The organism is Pseudomonas sp. P179 (genome assembly GCF_000478485.2).
Classification (GTDB): Bacteria; Pseudomonadota; Gammaproteobacteria; order Pseudomonadales; family Pseudomonadaceae; genus Pseudomonas; species Pseudomonas aeruginosa.
Map to the genome: position 1 here is coordinate 2309140 of NZ_KI517354.1, position 20255 is coordinate 2329394.

Genomic DNA, 20255 nt, shown 5'->3' on the forward strand with positions numbered 1-20255 from the left:
CAGATCAGTCAGGTTCTCGCTATTACATTTAACCAAGACCCTGGAGCCAAGCCCCAGCGCACGGTTGCCTCGTCGCCCCACTCCGACGGCTGATCGCCCTCTCCCCCGGCACGCAACCTGCCCGGCGCTCCCTTATCCGGATGCCGCGGCTCTTCTACGCCGCCGCATCCCCTGCATGGAATCGCACATGTCTCATCGCCCTGTGATCAACGCCTCGGTCAGTCCGAAAGGCACGCTGGAAACCCTCTCCCAACGCGAAGTGCAACAACTGAGCGAAACCGCCAACGGCAAGACCTACCAACTGTTCCGCCAGTGCGCCCTGGCGATCCTCAATACCGGCGCCCACAGCGACAACGCCAAGACCATCCTCGACGCCTACAAGGACTTCGAGGTGCGTATCCACCAGCAGGACCGCGGCGTGCGCCTGGAGCTGATCAACGCGCCGGCCGACGCCTTCGTCGATGGCGAGATGATCGCCAGTACTCGCGAGATGCTGTTCAGCGCCCTGCGCGACATCGTCTATACCCAGAGCGGGCTGGACAGCCAGCACGTCGACCTGGACAGTTCCCAGGGCCTCACCGACTACGTCTTCCAGCTGCTGCGCAACGCCCGTACGCTGCGCCCCGGCGTCGAGCCGAAGATCGTCGTCTGCTGGGGCGGTCATTCGATCAGCAGCGAGGAATACAAGTACACCAAGAAGGTCGGCCATGAACTCGGCCTGCGCAGCCTGGACGTCTGCACCGGCTGCGGACCGGGGGTGATGAAGGGACCGATGAAGGGCGCCACCATCAGCCACGCCAAGCAGCGCATCGTCGGCGGTCGCTACCTGGGCCTGACCGAACCGGGAATCATCGCCGCCGAGGCGCCGAACCCGATCGTCAACGAACTGGTGATACTCCCGGACATCGAGAAGCGCCTGGAAGCCTTCGTCCGCGTCGGCCACGGGGTCATCATCTTCCCCGGCGGCGCCGGGACCGCGGAAGAGTTCCTCTACCTGCTGGGCATCCTCATGCACCCGGACAACCAGGACCTGCCCTTCCCGGTCATCCTCACCGGTCCCCGCAGCGCCGAAGCCTACCTGCAGCAGCTCCATGAATTCGTCGGGGCGACCCTCGGCCATGCGGCGCAGCGCCACTACCGGATCGTCATCGACGACCCGGCCGAGGTGGCCAAGCAGATGGCCCAGGGCCTGAAGGAAGTGAAGCAGTTCCGCCGCGAGCGCAACGACGCCTTCCACTTCAACTGGATGCTGAAGATCGATGAAAGCTTCCAGCGCCCGTTCGAGCCGACCCACGAGAACATGGCCAGCCTCCAGCTCAGCCGCAGCCTGCCGCCCCACGAACTGGCGGCCAACCTGCGCCGCGCGTTTTCCGGGATCGTCGCCGGCAACGTCAAGGACAACGGCATCCGCATGATCGAGCAATACGGGCCCTACGAGATCCACGGCGACCCGGCGGTGATGCTGCCGCTGGACCGCCTGCTGCAGGCCTTCGTCAAGCAGCACCGGATGAAGCTGCCCGGCGGCGCGGCCTACGTCCCCTGCTACCGGGTGGTGCAGACCGAGGCGGCCTGAGCGCGCCCGCTCCGGCATCCCTGCGCCGCGCGCGGGGATGCCCATTTATTCCGAGCCGGGCGTACGGCTTCCTGCTACTCTTTTCCGTTCATGCCTCGAATCGCTGGCCCTGACCTCATGTCCCCATCTCCTTCGCCAGCCCTCGCCGCACTCCGCGACGCCACCCGTGACCTGCACGCAGAACTGGACCGCCGTTCGCCGTTGGGCGACGACGATCTCGACGACCGCGCCTACCTCGACCATGCCGGACGCATCCTTGGCTGGCTGGAGCCTCTGGAGCGCGCGCTGCGCGACAACCGCAGCGGCTGGCCGGCGGCGCTGCGGGCCGACGCGCGGCTGGTCAAGAGCGCCTGGCTGGAAAGCGACCTGCTGGCCGGCGGCATGAGCCGCGCGCAGGTGGAGGCGCTACCGCGCTGCGCCGACCTGCCGAATGCGACACGGGCCGCGGAGGTCTTCGGGGTGGCCTACGTGATGGAAGGCGCGACGCTGGGCGGCGCGTATCTCTACAAACGACTAGCTCCACGCCTGCCCGGTCTGCCGCTACAGTGGTTGCGGGGCTACGGCCAGGCAACCGGGGTGCGCTGGCAGGAGTTTCTCGAACAGCTCGCCCGGCAGATCGACAGCCCCGAAGCCATCGGCCTTGCGCAGGATGCGGCACAGGCTACATTCCTTTCGTTTCGTCGATGGGTTCTCGACGAAGCCTGACTGCCTGGAGACCAGGCTGGACGATAGATGACGAGCATCACCCCGGTTACCCTGGCGAACTGCGAGGACGAACCCATCCACGTGCCTGGCGCGATCCAGCCGCACGGGGCGCTGATCGCCCTGCGCGCGGACGGCATGGTCCTCGCGGCAAGCGAGAACATCCAGGCGCTACTGGGTTTCGTCGCCTCGCCGGGTTCCTACCTGACGCAGGAGCAGGTGGGGCCGGAGGTCCTGCGCATGCTCGAAGAGGGACTGACCGGCAACGGCCCATGGTCGAACAGCGTCGAGACGCGGATCGGCGAACACCTGTTCGACGTGATCGGCCACAGCTACAAGGAAGTGTTCTACCTGGAGTTCGAGATCCGCACCGCGGACACGCTGTCGATCACCTCCTTCACCCTCAACGCCCAGCGCATCATCGCCCAGGTCCAGTTGCACAACGACACCGCCAGCCTGCTCAGCAACGTCACCGACGAACTGCGCCGGATGACCGGCTACGACCGGGTGATGGCCTACCGTTTCCGTCATGACGACTCCGGCGAGGTGGTCGCCGAGAGCCGTCGCGAAGACCTCGAAAGCTACCTGGGGCAACGCTACCCGGCCTCGGACATCCCGGCCCAGGCGCGTCGCCTGTACATCCAGAACCCGATCAGGCTGATCGCCGACGTGGCCTATACGCCGATGCGCGTGTTTCCCGCGCTGAACCCGGAGACCAACGAATCGTTCGATCTCAGCTACAGCGTGCTGCGCAGCGTTTCGCCGATCCACTGCGAATACCTGACCAACATGGGCGTGCGCGCCTCGATGAGCATCTCCATCGTGGTCGGCGGCAAGCTCTGGGGACTGTTTTCCTGCCATCACATGTCGCCCAAGCTGATTCCCTACCCGGTGCGCATGTCGTTCCAGATCTTCTCCCAGGTCTGCAGCGCCATCGTCGAGCGCCTGGAGCAGGGGCGTATCGCCGAACTGCTGCGCGTGTCCACCGAGCGCAGGCTGGCCCTGGCTCGCCGCGCGCGGGACGCCGACGACCTGTTCGGCGCACTGGCCCACCCGGACGATGGCATCGCCGCACTGATTCCCTGCGACGGCGCCCTGGTCATGCTCGGCGGCCGCACCCTGAGCATCCGCGGCGACTTCGAGCGCCAGGCCGGGAATGTCCTGCAACGCCTGCAGCGCGATCCGGAACGGGACATCTACCACACCGACAACTGGCCGCAGCCCAGCGAGGACTCTCCGGACGGCGGCGACTGCTGCGGTGTGCTGGCGATCCGTTTCCACCGCCAGGAATCGGGCTGGATCTTCTGGTTCCGCCACGAGGAAGTGCACCGCATCCGCTGGGGCGGCAAGCCGGAAAAGCTGTTGACCATTGGCCCCTCCGGCCCGCGGCTGACCCCGCGCGGCTCGTTCGAGGCCTGGGAGGAAGTGGTCCGCGGCCACTCCACGCCCTGGAGCGAAACCGACCTGGCGATCGCCGAAAAGCTGCGCCTGGACCTGATGGAACTGTGCCTCAACCATGCGGCCGAGGTCGACCGCATGCGCCAGCGCCTGATCGCGGTGCTCGGCCACGACCTGCGCAACCCGTTGCAGTCGATCTCCATGGCGGCGGCCCTGCTGTCCTCCAGCGACACCCGCACCACCGAACTGCGCCAACACATTTCCGCGTCCAGCAGCCGCATGGAACGGCTGGTCAGCCAGATCCTCGACATGAGCCGCCTGCAATCGGGCATCGGCCTCACCGTGAACCCGGTCGACACCGACGTCTCGCAACTGGTGCGGCAGATCGTCTGCGAAACCGACGTCGCCTATCCCGGCCTGGTGATCGAGATCGCCATCGACCCGCAGGTTCGTGCCGTGGTCGACCCGGACCGCTACGCCCAGGTCGCCGCCAACCTGCTGAGCAACGCCCGTCATCACGGCCTGCCCGGCCGGCCGGTGCTGGTCACCCTGACCCGCCAGGGCGACGAGGTGTGCCTGAGCGTGCTCAACGAAACCAGCGGCCTCTCCGAAGCGCAACTGGCCAACCTGTTCGAACCGTTCAAGCGCGAGTCGGCGGACAACCAGCGCAACCGCAACGGCCTCGGTATCGGCCTGTACATCTCCCAGGCCATCGCCCAGGCCCACCAGGGGCGTATCGACGTGGACTGCCGCGACGACGTCATCACCTTCTGCCTGCGCCTGCCGGTGCGCCAGGCGGAGACCGGCTCCTCGTCCTGACGACGAGGACCGTGCACAATGCAACGCTTGCAGGTATCTTCGGCAGCCATCGCCGTCTGACAGGATCGCCCCGTTCCATGCCCCGCCTCCGCCTCCGGACCGTCCTCGCCTGCCTCGCCGTGTTCTGCGCGGCTCCCGCACTGGCCAGGGTCGAAGTGCATTCGCTGCAACACAAGAGCATGGGGCGGGTGCTGACGGTCCGCGTCTCGGAGGAGATCGCGCCGGGCGACTACGAGACGCTGCTCAAGGGTTTGCGCAACAATCCGGGAACCTACTCGCGCAAGCTGCTCCTGCTGAACAGCATCGGCGGCAGCGTGCCGGAGGCGATCCGCATGGGCCGCCTGCTGCGCGAATCCGGCTTCGACGCGCTGGTGCCGTCGAGCAGCGTCTGCCAGGGCACCTGCGTCTACCTGCTGGCGGCCGGCAAGCGCAAGACCGTACGCGGCTACGTCGGCCTGCACCGTCCCTACTACGCCCACGGCGACTCGCTGCACTCGCGCTCGGCCAACGGCATGCGCTACGACTCCGCCGCCTACTTCCGCGAAATGGATATCCCCAGCACCTTGGTACAGGCCATGCAAAGCACCGATCCCAAACGGATGCGCGTGCTTTCGGCGAAGGAACTGGCGCAGTACCGGCTGAACTGAACCGGCGACTCCGCGGAACGAGCGAGGGCGCGCGGTGGCGTTGGCGATAGTGGCCGATGCCGTTGTACCTCGTTTTCGTGCAACGGCAGGCCGAATCCAGTCCGGATCCGAACCGGCCCTACTCTAGAAGAACTCGTCCAATAGCCTGAAGTACGCCAACCGTTCGCCGTCGATATCGCCGCCGTATTCGACGAGGAAGGCCTCGGCCCAGGCCGCGCCGAGTTCGGCCTCGATGTCCCGCGCGGCCAGGGCCAGGTCCTGGTGCCGGTCGGCGACGCCGAGCCGCCCGCAATCGATGAAGCCGCTGAAGCGCCGCCCCTCCGCCAGCAGATTTGGCAGGCAGGCGTCGCCATGGGCGACCACCAGGTCTTCGACCGCCGGACGCCGGTCGAGGAGCAGGCGGTACAGCTCCGTGGCGCTGCGACCGCGATGGTCGTCATCGAAGTCCGCCTCGTCCACCAGCCCGGCCTCGACCCGCTGGCGCACGGTGTCCAGGCGCCGTTCCAGGCGATGGTCGAAGGGACAGGCGGCCGGATCGAGATCGTGCAGCCGGCGCAGGGCGGCGGCCACCAGGCGCACCAGGCGCTCGGGCTCCAGCTCGCCGCGCTGCGCCAGCGCGGACAGCGTGTCCCCCGGCACGGCGCTCATCAGCAGCCATTGCCGGCCGTCGCTCTGGGTTTCGTTCAGCACCTGCGGGCAGTCGATGCCGGCACCGTGCAGCCAGCGCAGGCGGGCGATTTCGGCGGGCAGCTCGGCATGTACGGACAGCACTTCCTGCTTGACGAACAGGGTCGGCCGCCGCGCAGCCTCCAGGCGGTGGACCGTGGCCGCGGAACATCCTTCGCCCTGCCCTCGCCAGCGGTAGCCGGCAAGGTAGTCGGCCCAGGTTGAGGGAGCCTGCGGCGGCATGGAGGTGGCTGCATCATGCATGGAGAAACGCTTCCTGTTCGAGTGGGAGCGCGAGTATACCCGCCCACCCGCTCAGCGACGGGACTCCCCGTCGGCCTGTCGCTGGCGGTAAGCGCTGGGGGTGAGCCCCGCGTAACGCACGAAGAAACGACTGAAGTAGGCCGGGTCCTTGAAGCCGAGCTGGTAGCAGATCTCGTTCACCGAGCCGCCGGTGAACAGCAGCAGGCGCTTGGACTCCTGCATAAGCCGTTCGTACACCAGGCGCTTCGACGGCAGGTCGGCGATGCGCCGGCAGACGTCGTTGAGGCGCGCCTCGGTGACGCCGATGCGGCTGGCGTAGAGCGACAGCGGCCAGTGCTCGGCATAGCGCTCCTCGATCAGCGCGTTGAAGCGCTGGAAGATCTGCAGGTCTTCGTGGCGCATCGGCCGCGCAGCCACCGAATTGGCCGAGAGACGCAGCAGGCTGATCATGACCAGGCGGGTCAGCGCCAGCAGCGCCTGCTGGCGGCCGGAGCGGCTGGCCATCGACTCGCTGCGCAACTGCTCGAAGAGCAGCGCCAGGCGCGCCGCCTCCTCGGCCGCGCCGCCCTCCAGGTTGCCCAGCGCCACGCAGGCCGGCGCCACCTGCGGGCCGGGCGCCAGGCCCGGCTCGGCCTCGGTGAGGCTCCACACCAGTTGCTGGCGCACGGTCAGCACATGGCCATCGGCGTCCGCCTCGGTGACGAAGGCGTGCGGCACGGTCGGCGGGGTGAGGAAGAACATCGGCCCCGACTCCAGGTACTGGCGCTCGTCGAGATAGACCCGCACCGCGCCGTTCTTCACGTAGTGCACCTGGAAGAAACGGTCGTGCCGGTGCGCCGGCATGTTGCGACCGAAGAATCCGGCCAGGTTGCCCAGCGCATCGTAGTGCACCTCGGCGTCGGCATAGCGCTGGTCGTAGACCTGCCCGATGTTGATGTTGGGGATCGGCTGGCGCTCTGGCATGGCGATCTTCTCTTTGTTGTTCTTCCCGGCTGCGCACGCAAGCCGTCGCGGGCATCCGTATACCGCAGACGGCGCCTCTTGCCACCTCCCCGGGACGAATGGCGCAGCAACCGGGGTTGACGATCATTAACATGTTAAATATAACATTAACACATTAACGAGTTTTCGCCAGGACGGCCCCCTCGCCGTTCGCTTATCGCGCCAGGAGACACCACCACAATGAGCCGCGCACTGAATGACGTCGCCGCCGGCACCCTGTTCGGCGTCGCGCTGAACTACAAGGGCCTGCTCGACAGCCGCCTGCCGGAGTTCCAGCAGCCGCCCTACCAGAAGCCGCCAGTGAAGCCGGTGTTGTTCATCAAGACACCGAATACCCGCAACGAGCACGACGCCCCGGTGCTCTTCCCGCGCGGCGTCGAGCGCCTGCAACCGGGCCCGGCGCTGGGCGTGGTGATCGCTCGCGACGCCAGCCGGGTGAAGGAGGAAGAGGCCATGGCGCATGTCGCCGGCTACGTGATCGTCAACGAGTTCAGCCTGCCGGAAGACAGCTACTACCGCCCGGCGGTGAAAGCCAAGTGCCGCGACGGCTTCTGCCCGTTCGGTCCGCAACTGGTGCCGACGCAGGAGATCGCCGATCCCCATGCGCTGGAGCTGAAGCTGTACGTCAACGGCGAACTGCGCCAACGCAACAACACCGCCAACCTGGTGCGCGACATCCCGCGGCTGATCGCCGAGATCAGCGAGTTCATGACCCTGCACGCCGGCGACGTGCTGATCACCGGCACCCCCGAAGGGCGCGTCGACGTGCATCCCGGCGACCGCGTCGAGGTCGAGATCGACGGCCTCGGCCGCCTCGCCAACAGCATCGTCGCGGAATGAGGAACCGACCATGAAACACGCACGCATCCGCTACCAGGGCCAGGTTCACCAGGTCACCGTGGAAGACGCCAACGCCGTCCGCCTGGCCGACGGCACCCTGCTCACCGAGGACCGGGTGGAGTGGCTGCCGCCGGCCACCGGGAGCATGTTCGCCCTCGGCCTGAACTACGCCGACCATGCCGCCGAACTGTCGTTCAAGGCGCCCAGCGAACCGCTGGCGTTCATCAAGTCGCCGGGCACCTACACCGGCCACCGCCAGGTCAGCTGGCGTCCGGACAACGTCGACTACATGCACTACGAGTGCGAACTGGTGGCGGTGATCGGCAAGCCGGCGCGCAACGTCCGCCGCGAGGACGCCCTCGGCTACCTGGCCGGCTACACGGTGTGCAACGACTACGCGATCCGCGACTACCTGGAGAACTACTACCGGCCCAACCTGCGGGTGAAGAACCGCGACGCCACCACCCCGGTGGGGCCGTGGATCGTCGACGCGGCCGAGGTTCCCGAGCCGAACCGGCTGACCCTGCGCACCTGGGTCAACGGCGAGCTGCGCCAGGAAGGCAGCACCGCGGACATGATCTTCGACATCCCCTACCTGATCGAATACTTCTCCAGCTTCATGACCCTGCAGCCGGGCGACATGATCGCCACCGGCACCCCGGAAGGCCTGTCCGACGTGGTCCCCGGCGACGAAGTGGTGGTGGAGGTGGAAGGCGTCGGTCGCCTGGTCAACCGAATCGTCAGCGAGGCCGAATTCTTCCGCGCCCGCGCACAGGAGCACGCAGAATGATCAAACACTGGATCAATGGCCGCGAGGTCGAAAGCAAGGACGTCTTCGAGAACTACAACCCGGCCACCGGCGAGCTGATCGGCGAGGTCGCCAGCGGCGGCGCGGCGGAAATCGACGCGGCGGTGGCGGCGGCCCGGGAAGCCTTCCCGAAATGGGCCAATACCCCGGCCAAGGAGCGCGCGCGCCTGATGCGCCGGCTCGGCGAGCTGATCGACCGGAACGTGCCGCACCTGGCGGAACTGGAGACCCTCGACACCGGCCTGCCGATCCACCAGACGAAGAACGTGCTGATCCCGCGCGCCTCGCACAACTTCGAGTTCTTCGCCGAAGTCTGCACGCGGATGAACGGGCACAGCTATCCGGTCGACGACCAGATGCTCAACTACACCCTGTACCAGCCGGTGGGCGTCTGCGGCCTGGTCTCGCCGTGGAACGTACCGTTCATGACCGCCACCTGGAAGACCGCGCCGTGCCTGGCGCTGGGCAACACGGCGGTGCTGAAGATGTCCGAGCTGTCGCCGCTGACCGCCAACGAGCTGGGCCGCCTGGTGCACGAGGCGGGCATTCCGCCGGGGGTGTTCAACGTGGTCCAGGGCTACGGCGCCAGCGCCGGCGACGCGCTGGTTCGCCACCGCGACGTGCGCGCGGTGTCCTTCACCGGCGGCACCGCCACCGGGCGACGGATCATGGAGGCGGCCGGGATCAAGAAATACTCGATGGAACTGGGCGGCAAGTCGCCGGTGCTGGTCTTCGAAGACGCCGACCTCGAGCGGGCGCTGGACGCCGCGCTGTTCACCATCTTCTCGCTGAACGGCGAACGCTGCACCGCCGGCAGTCGCATCTTCGTCCAGGAAAGCGTCTACCCGCAGTTCGTCGCCGAGTTCGCCGCGCGCGCCAGGCGCCTGATCGTCGGCGATCCGCAGGACCCGAAGACCCAGGTCGGCTCGATGATCACCCAGGCCCACTACGACAAGGTCACCGGCTACATCCGCATCGGCCTCGAGGAAGGCGCCACCCTGGTGGCCGGCGGCCTGGAGCGTCCGGCCGGCCTGCCGGCGCACCTGAGCAAGGGGCAGTTCATCCAGCCCACGGTGTTCGCCGACGTGGACAACCGCATGCGCATCGCCCAGGAGGAGATCTTCGGCCCGGTGGTCTGCCTGATCCCGTTCAAGGACGAAGCCGAGGCGCTGCGCCTGGCCAACGACGTGGAATACGGCCTGGCCTCCTACATCTGGACCCAGGACATCGGCAAGGCCCATCGCCTGGCACGCGGCATCGAGGCCGGGATGGTCTTCATCAACAGCCAGAACGTGCGCGACCTGCGCCAGCCGTTCGGCGGGGTGAAGGCCTCGGGCACCGGACGCGAAGGCGGGGAATACAGCTTCGAGGTATTCGCCGAGATCAAGAACGTGTGTATATCCATGGGCAGCCATCACATCCCCCGCTGGGGCGTGTAGGGCGCGCTCGTGCAGAGCGGCCGCCCGAGGCCGCCAGCAGCGCCGGCGTGCAGACACAATCAGAAGAATCCGGGCGAGCCGCCAGCGGCCGCGCCCGCTGCCAGGCCCAACGGGCCACCAGGAGAATCGTCATGGGCAAAGTCGCTCTGGCTGCCAAGATCACCCACGTACCCTCGCTGTACCTGTCCGAGCTGCCCGGCCCGCGCCACGGCTGCCGCCAGCCGGCGATCGACGGGCACCGCGAGATCGGCCGGCGCTGCCGCGAACTGGGGGTCGACACCATCGTGGTGTTCGACACCCATTGGCTGGTCAACGCCGGCTACCACATCAACTGCGCGCCGCACTTCGAGGGGCTCTACACCAGCAACGAGCTGCCGCACTTCATCGCCAACATGGAGTACGGCTTCCCCGGCAACCCGGAGCTGGGCCGCATCCTCGCCGAAGGCTGCAACGCGCTCGGCGTGGAGACCCTGGCCCACGACGCCACTACCCTCGGCCCGGAGTACGGCACCCTGGTACCGATGCGCTACATGAACCAGGACCGCCACTTCAAGGTGGTCTCGGTCTCCGCCCTGTGCACCGTGCATTACCTGAACGACAGCGCGCGCCTGGGCTGGGCCATGCGCAAGGCGGTGGAAGAGCACTACGACGGCACGGTGGCGTTCCTCGCCAGCGGCTCACTGTCCCACCGCTTCGCCCAGAACGGCCAGGCGCCGGACTTCTCCGACCGCATCTGGAGCCCGTTCCTCGAGGTCCTCGACCATGAAGTCGTGCAGATGTGGCAGGAAGGCCGCTGGGCGGAATTCTGCGGGATGCTCCCGGAGTACGCCTCCAAGGGCCATGGCGAAGGCTTCATGCACGACACCGCGATGCTCCTCGGCGCCCTCGGCTGGTCGGCCTACGACGGCAAGGCGGAGGTGGTGACGCCCTACTTCGGCTCCTCCGGCACCGGGCAGATCAACGCGGTATTCCCGGTCACCGCCCAGGACGGCTCGGCGATTCCCGCCGCCCAAGCCGGCAACCCGGCCGGCGCCAGTTGCGCCAGCCGCCTCTGAGGACGCCACCATGCCGCACTTCATCGCCGAATACACCGACAACATCGAAGCCGAAGCCGACCTGCCCGGCCTGTTCGAGAAGGTCCATGCCTGCCTTGGCGCCAGCGGCGTTTTCCCGCTCGGCGGCATCCGCAGCCGCGGCGTGCGCCTGGACACCTGGCGCATGGCCGACGGCAAGCACGACTACGCCTTCGTCCACATGACCCTGAAAGTCGGCGCCGGTCGCGACCTGGAGACTCGCCGGCAAGTCGCCGAGGCACTTTTCGAGGTGATCACCGCGCACTTCGCCGAGCTCCAGGCGCGACGCCTGCTGGCGCTGTCCTTCGAACTCACCGAACTGGACGCGGAGCTGAACTACAAGCGCAACAACGTGCATGAATTCCTGAACAACCCGGCGGACTGACCGGCCCGCCATAACGCTGCACTCACCCAGCTCGCCTCCCGGCCACCGACAGGTCGCCGGGACGTCCGGGCGCTCACAAAAAGTACAAGATCATGAGCACAGCCAGCACCCTGAACAGCACCACCCTGCCTCTCAGCGACAGCACCCACGACCGCGTCACCTGGCGGCTGATGCCGCTGCTGCTGGTGTGCTACGTCTTCGCCCATCTGGACCGCATCAACATCGGTTTCGCCAAATTGCAGATGAGCGCCGACCTGCACTTCAGCGACACCGTCTACGGTCTCGGCGCCGGGCTATTCTTCATCGCCTATGCGCTGTTCGGCCTGCCCAGCAACCTGATGCTGGAACGGATCGGCCCGCGCCGCTGGATCGCCTGCCTGATGCTGGTCTGGGGCTGTCTCTCCACCGCCATGCTGCTGGTGGAGACCGCGCGCGGCTTCTACCTGCTGCGCTTTCTCCTGGGGGTCGCCGAGGCCGGCTTCTTCCCCGGTATCCTGGTCTACCTGAACCGTTGGTTCCCGGCGCGCCGACGCGGGCAGATCACCGCCCTGTTCGCCATCGCCGTGCCCATGGCCGGGGTGATCGGCGGACCGCTTTCGGGCTGGATCCTAGAAGGCTTCCATGACGCCCTCGGACTGCGCGGCTGGCAGTGGATGTTCCTGATCGAAGGCCTGCCGGTTGTGTTGCTCGGCGTGGTGGTCTGGTGCTCGCTGCCGGAAAGCTTCGAACGGGTGACGTGGCTCAGCGACGAACAGAAGCACCTGCTGCGCGAGGAACTGGCCGGCGAGGAGCAGCGCAAGACCATCACCTCCTTCTCCGGCATCTTCAGCAATCCGCAGGTGTGGCTGCTGGTGGCGATCTATTTCGCGGTGATGCTGGCGGTGAACACCATCGCGTTCTGGATGCCGAGCCTGATCCATGGCGCCGGCATCGCCCAGGACAGCCGCATCGGCATGCTCAGCGCGGTGCCCTATCTCGCCGGCTGCGCCTTCATGATCTTCATCGGCCGTTCCTCCGACCGCCTGCGCGAGCGCCGCTGGCACCTGGGCATTCCGTTGCTGATGGCCGCCGCCGGGCTCAGCCTGGCGGCCCTGGCACCGACCAGCGCCTGGCTGGTGATGGGCGGCCTGGTGATCGCCGGGATGGGCGCCAGCGCCGCCCTGCCGATGTTCTGGCAACTGCCGCCGGCCTTCCTTTCCAGCGCCACCCTGGCCGCCGGAATCGCCCTGATCAGTTCCTTCGGCAGCATCGCCGCCTTCCTCGCGCCCTACCTGATCGGCTGGATGCGCGACACCACCCAGAGCGCCAGCCTGGCCCTGTACCTGCTGGCCATCCTCATCGCCCTCGGCGCCGGCCTGGTCCTGCGGACCCCCGCCGCCGTGGTCAACCCACGCTGAACCGAGAGACCCCGACCATGCTCGATCCCCGTCTGATCCAGGAAGCCGCCAACCGCCTCGACGCCGCCGAACGCTCGCGCCAGCAGGTAAGGCAGTTCTCCCTCGACTACCCGGACATCGCCATCGAGGACGCCTACGCCATCCAGCGCGCCTGGGTCGAGCGCAAGATCGCCGACGGGCGCGTGCTCAAGGGCCACAAGATCGGCCTGACCTCGCGCGCCATGCAGGTCTCGTCGAATATCAGCGAGCCGGACTACGGCGCCTTGCTCGACGACATGTTCTTCGAGGAGGGCAGCGACATCCCCTTCCAGCGCTTCATCGTGCCGCGGGTCGAGGTGGAGCTGGCGTTCATCCTCGGCAAGCCGCTGAAGGGACCGGGCTGCACCCTGTTCGACGTGCTCGAGGCCACCGAGTGGGTGATCCCGGCGCTGGAGATCATCGATGCGCGCATCCAGCAGGTCGACCCGCAAACGAAAGTCACGCGCAAGGTCTTCGACACCATCTCCGACAACGCCGCCAACGCCGGCGTGGTGATGGGCGGCCGGGCCGTACGGCCAGGCGATATCGACCTGCGGCGGGTACCGGCGATCCTCTACCGCAATGGCGTGATCGAGGAGTCTGGCGTCTCCGCCGCGGTGCTCAACCACCCGGCCAAGGGCGTCGCCTGGCTGGCCAACAAGCTGGCGCCCTACGGCGTCTGCCTGGAGGCCGGCCAGGTGATCCTCGGCGGCTCCTTCACCCGCCCGGTGGCGGCCGCGCCGGGGGACACCTTCCACGTCGACTACGACCTGCTCGGCAGCATCTCCTGCCGTTTCGTCTGAGGAGGCATTTCCATGGACCTGCCCGTCAATCGCTTCAAGCAACGCGTGCGCAGCGGCGAGGCGCAGATCGGCCTGTGGCTCGGCCTGGCCGATCCCTACTGCGCGGAGCTGGCCGCCAACGCCGGCTTCGACTGGCTGCTGCTGGACGGCGAGCACGCGCCCAACGACCTGCGCAGCCTGCTCGGCCAGTTGCAGGCGCTGGCGCCCTACCCCGGCCAGCCGGTGATCCGCCCGGTGCAGGGCGACACTGCGCTGATCAAGCAATTGCTCGACATCGGCGCGCAGACCCTGCTGGTACCGATGGTCGACAGCGCCGCCCAGGCCGAAGGGCTGGTGCGCGCCGTGCGCTATCCGCCGGCGGGCGTACGCGGGGTCGGCAGTGCGCTGGCCCGGGCCTCGCGCTGGAACAGCGTGGCGGAGTACCTGAACCACGCCGACGAGCAGATGTGCCTGCTGGTCCAGGTGGAAAACCTGGAGGGCCTGGCCAACCTCGACGCGATCGCCGCCGTCGAGGGCGTCGACGGCGTGTTCATCGGTCCGGCCGACCTCAGCGCAGCCATGGGCCATCGCGGCAATCCAGGCCATCCCGAGGTGCAGGCGGCCATAGAGGACGCCATCCACCGCATCCGCACGGCCGGCAAGGCCGCCGGCATCCTCTCCGCCGACGAGACACTGGCGCGGCGCTACCTGGAGCTGGGCTGCGCGTTCGTCGCGGTGGGCGTGGACACCAGCCTGCTGATGCGTTCGCTGCGCGAGCTGGCGGGGCGCTTCAAGGGCGGCGCGCCGGCGCCGTCCGCCAGTTCCTCGGTCTACGGCTGAGGGGTGCGCCCCGCTCCCGCTGCGGGAGAGGGGCCAGGTCGGCGTTGCGGCAGGTATCGGCGTCGGTCCGGGGGCGTATGCCTAGCGTCGGCGGAACAACGGTCGCGGCTCGATCGCCGAGCGGCCGTAGAGCACGCTCAAGCCCGCCAGCCCCTTGAGCGCATCCTCGACGTTCTTGTCCTCGCGCACCGCGAAGGCATCGAAGCCGCACTGGCGCATATGGCTGAGCTGGTCGCGCAACACGTCGCCCACTGCGCGCAACTCGCCGCTCCACCCCAGGCGCACGCGCAGCAGGTAGGCCAGGCTGTAGCCACGACCGTCGCGGAAGCTGGGGAAGTCGACGGCGATCAGCGGCAGCTCGGCGAAGTGCGGCAGCAAGGCCTCCACCTCATCGTCCGGTGCCAGCCAGGGCGCGGCGGCTCCGGCCTCGCCGCGGCGCTCCAGCCAGGCCGCCAGAGGCAGCAGCAACGGCCCCGGCGGCAGCGCGTCGGGCAACTCGCGCAGGAGTTGCCAGGGATCGTCGCGGCAGACCTCGGCGACGCCATCGCGCAAACGGATCAGGTTGTTCATGCCGGTTCCTCCATCCTGGCGTAGACCCGGGCCTTGAACGGCTCCAGGCCGACCCGGTTGAAGGTGTCGATGAAACGTTCCGGGCCGACCCGCAGGTCGGTGAAGGTTTCGACGATCCGTTCGATCACCGCCGGCACCTCGGCAGCGCTGAACGATGGCCCGATCACCTTGCCCAGCGCGCTGTCCTTGCCCTGGGCGCCGCCGAGGGTGACCTGGTACCACTCGCTGCCGTTCTTGTCGACGCCGAGGATGCCGATGTTGCCGATGTGGTGGTGGCCGCAGGCGTTCATGCAGCCGGAGATGTTCAGGCTAAGCTCGCCGATGTCGTGCAGGTGGTCGAGGTCCTCGAAGCGCTGCTGGATACCCTGGGCGATGGGGATCGACTTGGCGTTGGCCAGCGCGCAGTAGTCGCCGCCGGGACAGGCGATGATGTCGCTGAGCAGGCCTTGGTTAGGCGTGCCGAGGCCGGCTGCGCAGGCCTCGCGCCACAGCGCGTGGAGGTTCTCCAGGCGCACGTCGGGGAGCACCAGGTTCTGTTCGTGGGCCACACGGATCTCGCCGAAACCGTAGCGCTCGGCCCAGTCGGCGACGCGTTCCATCTGCTCCGCGGTGACGTCGCCCGGCGGCGCGCTGGCGCCGGGCTTGGTCGACAGCACCACCGAGGCGTAGCCCGGCACCTTGTGCGCCTGGACGTTGCGCGAGGCCCAGCGGGCGAAGGCCGGATCGGCCGCACGGGCGCTGCCGTAGGCCAGCTCGCCGCCGGCCGGCGGCAGGTAGCGCGGCAATACGAAGCGCTCGGCGACCCGCTGGCACTCCTCGGCAGTCAGTTGCGCCGGGCCGTCGCGCAGGTGCTGCCACTCTTCCTCCACCTCGCGGGCGAAAGCCTCGATGCCCAGCGCCTTGACCAGGATCTTGATCCGCGCCTTGTACTTGTTGTCGCGCCGGCCGTAGCGGTTGTAGACCCGCAGGATCGCCTCGACGTAGGACAACAGGTGCTGCCAGGGCAGGTCGTCGCGGATCACCTGGCCGAGCATCGGCGTGCGTCCCAGGCCGCCGCCGACCAGGACCCGCAGGCGCAACTCGCCGGCGTCGGGGTGGCGGTAAAGGTACAGGCCGATGTCGTGCATCTGCACCGCGGCGCGGTCTTCCACCGCCGAACTGAGGGCGATCTTGAACTTGCGCGGGAGGAACAGGAACTCCGGGTTCACCGTCGACCACTGGCGCAGGATCTCGGCCAGCGGCCGGGGGTCGGTCCATTCGTCCGCGGCGACCCCGGCGAAGGCTTCGGTGGTGATGTTGCGCACGCAGTTGCCGGAGGTCTGGATCGCATGCATCTGCGCGCCGGCGAGGTGTTCGAGGATATCGCCGACCTGCTCCAGTTCGATCCAGTTGAACTGGATGTTCTGCCGCGTGGTGAAGTGCCCGTAGCCGCGGTCGTAGTGCCGGGCGACGTGCGCCAAGGCGCGCAGTTGCGGCGACGAGAGGGTGCCGTAGGGAATCGCCACGCGCAGCATGTAGGCGTGCTTCTGCAGGTACAGGCCGTTCTGCAGGCGCAGCGGGAGGAACTCCTCCTCGCTCAGTTCGCCGTCGAGGCGGCGGGCGATCTGGTCGCGGAACTGCGCCACCCGCTCGCTCACCAGCGCCTGGTCGTATTCGTCGTACTGGTACATCGCAAAGCCCTCATCGACAGGGTTTCTCCACCGATGACGGGCAGGGTGCGTGGCGAAGAAACCGGGGACCGGCTGCGCCCCTGTTTCTGGCGACAGGATGGGCCGGTGTTCACTGGCACCCACTATCGCCCGCGTACAGACAGCGAAACAGCGGCAGATTCCGCCGAAAAAAACACATCAGATGGCCGACGGCGGCGAATTCGTGCCGCCTGCGACCGGTTGCCACGGGGCGCATATCTGTACTGCCCGAGGTCGCCCGGCAACCCGCGGCAATGCTGGGCCGCTGCTTTCCGGAGGCATCTGATACGGTTTTTCCCGCTCGATCTGCCGCTGTTTCGCCCATCAGCCGGTTCCTATAGTCGCAACCGCCTCTCCAGCCTGATGGGCCTACGAAAAATGAGCGAAAGAATTCCCGCGATCCAGGTCGAGCCCGCCGCACCGGCCGCTCCGTCGAAACAGCCGCCCGCGCCCGGCAAGCTGCCGTCGGCGGTGAACGGCCCGATCTACACCCGCAGCTTCACCGGTCTGTTCCGCAACTTCCGCCGCCTCGGCGGCGGCCTGCTGTTCCTGCTGTTCTTCGGCACCCTGTGGCTGAACTGGAACGGCCGCCAGGCGGTGCTCTGGGACCTGCCCGAACGCAAGTTCTACATTTTCGGCGCGACCTTCTGGCCGCAGGACTTCATCCTGCTCTCGGCGCTGCTGATCATCGCCGCCTTCGGCCTGTTCTTCATCACCGTGTTCGCCGGCCGCGTCTGGTGCGGCTATACCTGCCCGCAGAGCGTGTGGACCTGGGTGTTCATGTGGTGCGAGAAGGTCACCGAGGGCGACCGCAATGCGCGGATCAAGCTCGACCAGGGTCCGGCGAGCGCCGCCAAGCTCTTGCGCAAAACGGCCAAGCACGCGCTGTGGCTGGGTGTGAGCCTGGTCACGGCGATCACCTTCATCGGCTACTTCACTCCGGTGCGGCCGCTGGTGGCCGACCTGTTCAGCTTCCAGCTGGACCTGGAAAGCCTGTTCTGGGTGCTGTTCTTCACCGCCGCCACCTATGTCAACGCCGGCTGGCTGCGCGAGCAGGTGTGCATCCACATGTGCCCCTACTCGCGCTTCCAGAGCGTGATGTTCGACAAGGACACCCTGATCGTGTCCTACGATGCCGCCCGCGGCGAGTCCCGCGGCGCCCGCAAGAAAGGCAGCGATCCGCGCGCCCAGGGGCTCGGCGACTGCATCGACTGCCAGCAGTGCGTGCAGGTCTGCCCCACCGGCATCGACATCCGCGACGGCCTGCAGATCGCCTGCATCGGCTGCGCCGCCTGCGTCGACGCCTGCGACTCGATCATGGACAAGATGGGCTATGAACGCGGCCTGGTGCGCTACACCTCGGAACGCGCCCTGGAAGGTGGCCAGACCCGCTTCCTGCGTCCACGCCTGGTCGGCTACGCGGCGGTGATGCTGGCGATGATCGGCGCCTTCGTCGTCGCCCTGGATGCCCGCCCGCTGGCCTCGCTGGACGTGACCCGCGACCGTGGGCTGTTCCGCGAGAACGCCGCCGGGCAGATCGAGAACATCTACACCCTCAAGGTCATCAACAAGACCCAGCAGCCGCAGCGCTATCGCCTGCAACTCGACGACGCGCCGGAGTTCCGCCTGCAGGGCGAGCACACCCTGAGCCTGAAGCCCGGCGAGATCCTCGACTTCCCGGTGTCGGTGGCCTCTACCGCCGAACGCGCCAGGGCCGGCTCGCAACCGCTGGCGTTCAGCCTGCGCGGCATCGACGACCCGAGCCTGGCGGTCGGCAGCACCAGCACCTTCGTTTCGCCGGCGCGCTGAGGAGGCCGCGATGAGGCATGACAACACGGTCCCGGCGCGCATAGAGTGGGCGCCAGCGGCCGTGCCCACGGCCAGCCAGGACAGCGGCCAGGACAAGATGAAGCGCTACGAGAAATTCGCCGACGAGATTGCCGAGCTGATCCGCACCGGCGTCCTCGCCCCCGGGCAGAAGGTGCCCTCGGTACGGCACGCCAGTCGTACCTACGGGGTCAGCGCTTCCACCGTGTTCCAGGCCTACTACCTGCTGGAAAGCCGTGGGCTGATCATGGCCCGCGCACGCTCCGGCTACTTCGTCTGCCAGCACGTGCAACGGCCGCTGCCGGAACCGGAGATCAGCCCGCGCCAGGCCGACGCCACCGAGGTCGACGTCAGCGAGCTGGTGTTCTCCGTACTCAGTTCGATCAAGGACCCGGACACCGTGCCCTTCGGCTCGGCGTTTCCCAGTCCGCAACTGTTTCCCCTGCCGCGCCTGGCGCGCTCGATGGCCCACGCGGTGCGCGACATGGACCCGCAGTCGGTGGTCGCCGACATGACGCCGGGCAACCATGGCCTGCGCCGGCAGATCGCCCTGCGCTACATGGTCGGCGGCCTGCTGCTGCCGGTGGAAGAACTGGTCATCAGCAACGGCGCGCTGGAGGCACTCAACCTCTGCCTGCAGGTGGTCACCCGTCCCGGCGACCTGGTGGCCATCGAGGCGCCGGCGTTCTACGCCACCCTGCAGGTGCTGGAACGGTTGAAGCTGAAGGCGGTGGAAATCCCCGTGCATCCGCGTGAAGGCATCGACCTGGAAGTGCTCGCCGACAGCCTGGAGCGCCTGCCGATCAAGGCCTGCTGGTTCATGAGCAACTTCCAGAACCCGATGGGCGCGAGCATGGACGACGAGAAGAAACGCGCCCTCGCCGAGCTGCTGGCGCGCCACCAGGTGCCGATGATCGAGGACGACGTGTACGCCGAACTGTACTTCGGCCAGCAGGCGCCGAAACCGGTCAAGGCCTACGACCAGGAAGGCCTGGTGATGCACTGCAGTTCCTTCTCCAAGAGCCTGGCGCCGGGCTACCGGGTCGGCTGGGTGGCCGGCGGACGCTACGCCGAGCAGATCGAGCGACTGAAGCTGATGACCAGCCTGTCGGCGTCGATCCCGGCCCAGGCGGCCATCGCCGACTATCTCCAGCACGGCGGCTACGACCGCCACCTGCGCAAGCTGCGCTACGCCCTGGAGACCCAGCAGAACGCCATGCTCGCGGCGGTGGCGCGTTACTTCCCCGAGCAGACCCGGGTCAGCCGTCCCAGCGGCGGCTACTTCCTCTGGCTGGAGTTGCCCGAGGCGGTCGACTCGCTGCGCCTGTTCCAACTGGCCCTGGCCCAGGGCATCAGCCTCGCCCCGGGGCCGATCTTCTCCGCCACCCGCCGCTTCGCCCATTGCGCCCGGCTCAACTACGGGCACCCGTGGAGCGCGCGGCAGGAGAAGGCGATGGAGACACTCGGGCGGATCGCCCAGTCGCTGGCGGGATGACGCCCCGCAGACGGAAAGCCAC

General features: G+C 67.8%; 18 protein-coding genes. 14 read left to right on the forward strand and 4 right to left on the reverse strand.

The features are described from left to right. Window positions 1–187 precede the first annotated feature (187 nt). From ppnN to HMPREF1224_RS23270, 4 genes are all read left to right on the forward strand, one after another. Complete coding sequence (gene ppnN, locus HMPREF1224_RS23255) at window positions 188–1573, forward strand: nucleotide 5'-monophosphate nucleosidase PpnN (RefSeq protein ID WP_003121931.1); 1386 nt, start codon at window positions 188–190, stop codon at window positions 1571–1573. A gap of 117 nt (window positions 1574–1690) precedes the next feature. Beyond that, on the forward strand, window positions 1691–2278 hold the full coding sequence (locus HMPREF1224_RS23260) for a biliverdin-producing heme oxygenase (RefSeq protein ID WP_003132314.1): 588 nt from the start codon (window positions 1691–1693) through the stop codon (window positions 2276–2278). A 27-nt stretch (window positions 2279–2305) separates the two neighbouring features. Continuing rightward, entirely contained in the window at window positions 2306–4492 is a 2187-nt protein-coding gene (gene bphP, locus HMPREF1224_RS23265) for a bacteriophytochrome BphP (protein WP_003454244.1), read from the forward strand. A gap of 77 nt (window positions 4493–4569) precedes the next feature. Next, window positions 4570–5139 (forward strand): COG3904 family protein, encoded by a 570-nt coding sequence (locus HMPREF1224_RS23270; RefSeq protein ID WP_003101275.1) that lies wholly within the window; start codon window positions 4570–4572, stop codon window positions 5137–5139. Between the two features lie 123 nt (window positions 5140–5262). Here the strand turns inward: HMPREF1224_RS23270 and HMPREF1224_RS23275 are convergent, their stop codons facing one another. Further along, a complete protein-coding gene (locus tag HMPREF1224_RS23275) occupies window positions 5263–6069 on the reverse strand; it encodes an APH(3')-II family aminoglycoside O-phosphotransferase (RefSeq protein WP_010793441.1) in 807 nt (268 codons plus the stop codon). 51 nt (window positions 6070–6120) lie between these two features. After that, window positions 6121–7032: a 4-hydroxyphenylacetate catabolism regulatory protein HpaA gene (gene hpaA, locus HMPREF1224_RS23280; RefSeq protein WP_003113010.1), complete on the reverse strand. Its 912-nt coding sequence runs from the start codon at window positions 7030–7032 to the stop codon at window positions 6121–6123. A gap of 219 nt (window positions 7033–7251) precedes the next feature. Here hpaA and HMPREF1224_RS23285 point away from each other — a divergent pair, with 219 nt between their 5' ends. The 8 genes from HMPREF1224_RS23285 (at window position 7252) to hpaI (ending at window position 14653) form a co-directional block, all read left to right on the forward strand. After that, a complete protein-coding gene (locus HMPREF1224_RS23285; RefSeq protein WP_003110133.1) occupies window positions 7252–7911 on the forward strand; it encodes a fumarylacetoacetate hydrolase family protein in 660 nt (219 codons plus the stop codon). A 10-nt stretch (window positions 7912–7921) separates the two neighbouring features. Further along, on the forward strand, window positions 7922–8701 hold the full coding sequence (locus tag HMPREF1224_RS23290; RefSeq protein ID WP_010793442.1) for a fumarylacetoacetate hydrolase family protein: 780 nt from the start codon (window positions 7922–7924) through the stop codon (window positions 8699–8701). Beyond that, a complete protein-coding gene (gene hpaE / locus HMPREF1224_RS23295; protein WP_003110130.1) occupies window positions 8698–10158 on the forward strand; it encodes a 5-carboxymethyl-2-hydroxymuconate semialdehyde dehydrogenase in 1461 nt (486 codons plus the stop codon). Before HMPREF1224_RS23290 ends, hpaE begins: the two co-directional genes overlap by 4 nt. A 131-nt stretch (window positions 10159–10289) precedes the next feature. Beyond that, window positions 10290–11213: a 3,4-dihydroxyphenylacetate 2,3-dioxygenase gene (hpaD, locus tag HMPREF1224_RS23300; RefSeq protein WP_003093449.1), complete on the forward strand. Its 924-nt coding sequence runs from the start codon at window positions 10290–10292 to the stop codon at window positions 11211–11213. A 10-nt stretch (window positions 11214–11223) separates the two neighbouring features. Further along, the gene (locus HMPREF1224_RS23305; RefSeq protein ID WP_003093450.1) at window positions 11224–11616 is read left to right on the forward strand and encodes a 5-carboxymethyl-2-hydroxymuconate Delta-isomerase; all 393 of its coding nucleotides are present in this window, start codon (window positions 11224–11226) and stop codon (window positions 11614–11616) included. 92 nt (window positions 11617–11708) lie between these two features. Then, window positions 11709–13013 (forward strand): MFS transporter, encoded by a 1305-nt coding sequence (locus tag HMPREF1224_RS23310; protein ID WP_003101263.1) that lies wholly within the window; start codon window positions 11709–11711, stop codon window positions 13011–13013. 17 nt (window positions 13014–13030) lie between these two features. Beyond that, on the forward strand, window positions 13031–13834 hold the full coding sequence (gene hpaH / locus HMPREF1224_RS23315; RefSeq protein ID WP_003101261.1) for a 2-oxo-hept-4-ene-1,7-dioate hydratase: 804 nt from the start codon (window positions 13031–13033) through the stop codon (window positions 13832–13834). Between the two features lie 12 nt (window positions 13835–13846). Further along, the gene (gene hpaI / locus HMPREF1224_RS23320) at window positions 13847–14653 is read left to right on the forward strand and encodes a 4-hydroxy-2-oxoheptanedioate aldolase (protein ID WP_010793443.1); all 807 of its coding nucleotides are present in this window, start codon (window positions 13847–13849) and stop codon (window positions 14651–14653) included. An 81-nt stretch (window positions 14654–14734) separates the two neighbouring features. On the opposite strand, the gene HMPREF1224_RS23325 is transcribed toward hpaI, so the two are convergent. Together HMPREF1224_RS23325 and HMPREF1224_RS23330 are read right to left on the reverse strand one after the other, a co-directional pair. Then, on the reverse strand, window positions 14735–15223 hold the full coding sequence (locus HMPREF1224_RS23325; RefSeq protein WP_003093457.1) for a DUF934 domain-containing protein: 489 nt from the start codon (window positions 15221–15223) through the stop codon (window positions 14735–14737). Further along, window positions 15220–16893 carry a nitrite/sulfite reductase gene (locus HMPREF1224_RS23330; protein ID WP_003101256.1) on the reverse strand — a complete coding sequence of 558 codons (1674 nt, stop codon included), beginning with the start codon at window positions 16891–16893 and terminating at the stop codon, window positions 15220–15222. Before HMPREF1224_RS23330 ends, HMPREF1224_RS23325 begins: the two co-directional genes overlap by 4 nt. Before the next feature lie 105 nt (window positions 16894–16998). Between HMPREF1224_RS23330 and ccoG the strand changes: the two genes are divergently transcribed. Together ccoG and mapR are read left to right on the forward strand one after the other, a co-directional pair. After that, the gene (gene ccoG, locus HMPREF1224_RS23335) at window positions 16999–18720 is read left to right on the forward strand and encodes a cytochrome c oxidase accessory protein CcoG (RefSeq protein WP_003137552.1); all 1722 of its coding nucleotides are present in this window, start codon (window positions 16999–17001) and stop codon (window positions 18718–18720) included. Between the two features lie 97 nt (window positions 18721–18817). After that, complete coding sequence (gene mapR, locus HMPREF1224_RS23340) at window positions 18818–20233, forward strand: GntR family transcriptional regulator MpaR (protein ID WP_003101248.1); 1416 nt, start codon at window positions 18818–18820, stop codon at window positions 20231–20233. The last annotated feature ends 22 nt before the right edge of the window (window positions 20234–20255 follow it).

Excerpts from the sequence above, each read along its gene's own strand:
- ppnN (WP_003121931.1), top strand. The coding sequence starts at position 188 with ATGTCTCATCGCCCTGTGATCAACGCCTCGGTCAGTCCGAAAGGCACG.
- HMPREF1224_RS23260 (WP_003132314.1), top strand. The coding sequence starts at position 1,691 with ATGTCCCCATCTCCTTCGCCAGCCCTCGCCGCACTCCGCGACGCCACC.
- bphP (WP_003454244.1), top strand. The coding sequence starts at position 2,306 with ATGACGAGCATCACCCCGGTTACCCTGGCGAACTGCGAGGACGAACCC.
- HMPREF1224_RS23270 (WP_003101275.1), top strand. The coding sequence starts at position 4,570 with ATGCCCCGCCTCCGCCTCCGGACCGTCCTCGCCTGCCTCGCCGTGTTC.
- HMPREF1224_RS23275 (WP_010793441.1), bottom strand. The coding sequence starts at position 6,069 with ATGCATGATGCAGCCACCTCCATGCCGCCGCAGGCTCCCTCAACCTGG.
- hpaA (WP_003113010.1), bottom strand. The coding sequence starts at position 7,032 with ATGCCAGAGCGCCAGCCGATCCCCAACATCAACATCGGGCAGGTCTAC.
- HMPREF1224_RS23285 (WP_003110133.1), top strand. The coding sequence starts at position 7,252 with ATGAGCCGCGCACTGAATGACGTCGCCGCCGGCACCCTGTTCGGCGTC.
- HMPREF1224_RS23290 (WP_010793442.1), top strand. The coding sequence starts at position 7,922 with ATGAAACACGCACGCATCCGCTACCAGGGCCAGGTTCACCAGGTCACC.
- hpaE (WP_003110130.1), top strand. The coding sequence starts at position 8,698 with ATGATCAAACACTGGATCAATGGCCGCGAGGTCGAAAGCAAGGACGTC.
- hpaD (WP_003093449.1), top strand. The coding sequence starts at position 10,290 with ATGGGCAAAGTCGCTCTGGCTGCCAAGATCACCCACGTACCCTCGCTG.
- HMPREF1224_RS23305 (WP_003093450.1), top strand. The coding sequence starts at position 11,224 with ATGCCGCACTTCATCGCCGAATACACCGACAACATCGAAGCCGAAGCC.
- HMPREF1224_RS23310 (WP_003101263.1), top strand. The coding sequence starts at position 11,709 with ATGAGCACAGCCAGCACCCTGAACAGCACCACCCTGCCTCTCAGCGAC.
- hpaH (WP_003101261.1), top strand. The coding sequence starts at position 13,031 with ATGCTCGATCCCCGTCTGATCCAGGAAGCCGCCAACCGCCTCGACGCC.
- hpaI (WP_010793443.1), top strand. The coding sequence starts at position 13,847 with ATGGACCTGCCCGTCAATCGCTTCAAGCAACGCGTGCGCAGCGGCGAG.
- HMPREF1224_RS23325 (WP_003093457.1), bottom strand. The coding sequence starts at position 15,223 with ATGAACAACCTGATCCGTTTGCGCGATGGCGTCGCCGAGGTCTGCCGC.
- HMPREF1224_RS23330 (WP_003101256.1), bottom strand. The coding sequence starts at position 16,893 with ATGTACCAGTACGACGAATACGACCAGGCGCTGGTGAGCGAGCGGGTG.
- mapR (WP_003101248.1), top strand. The coding sequence starts at position 18,818 with ATGAAGCGCTACGAGAAATTCGCCGACGAGATTGCCGAGCTGATCCGC.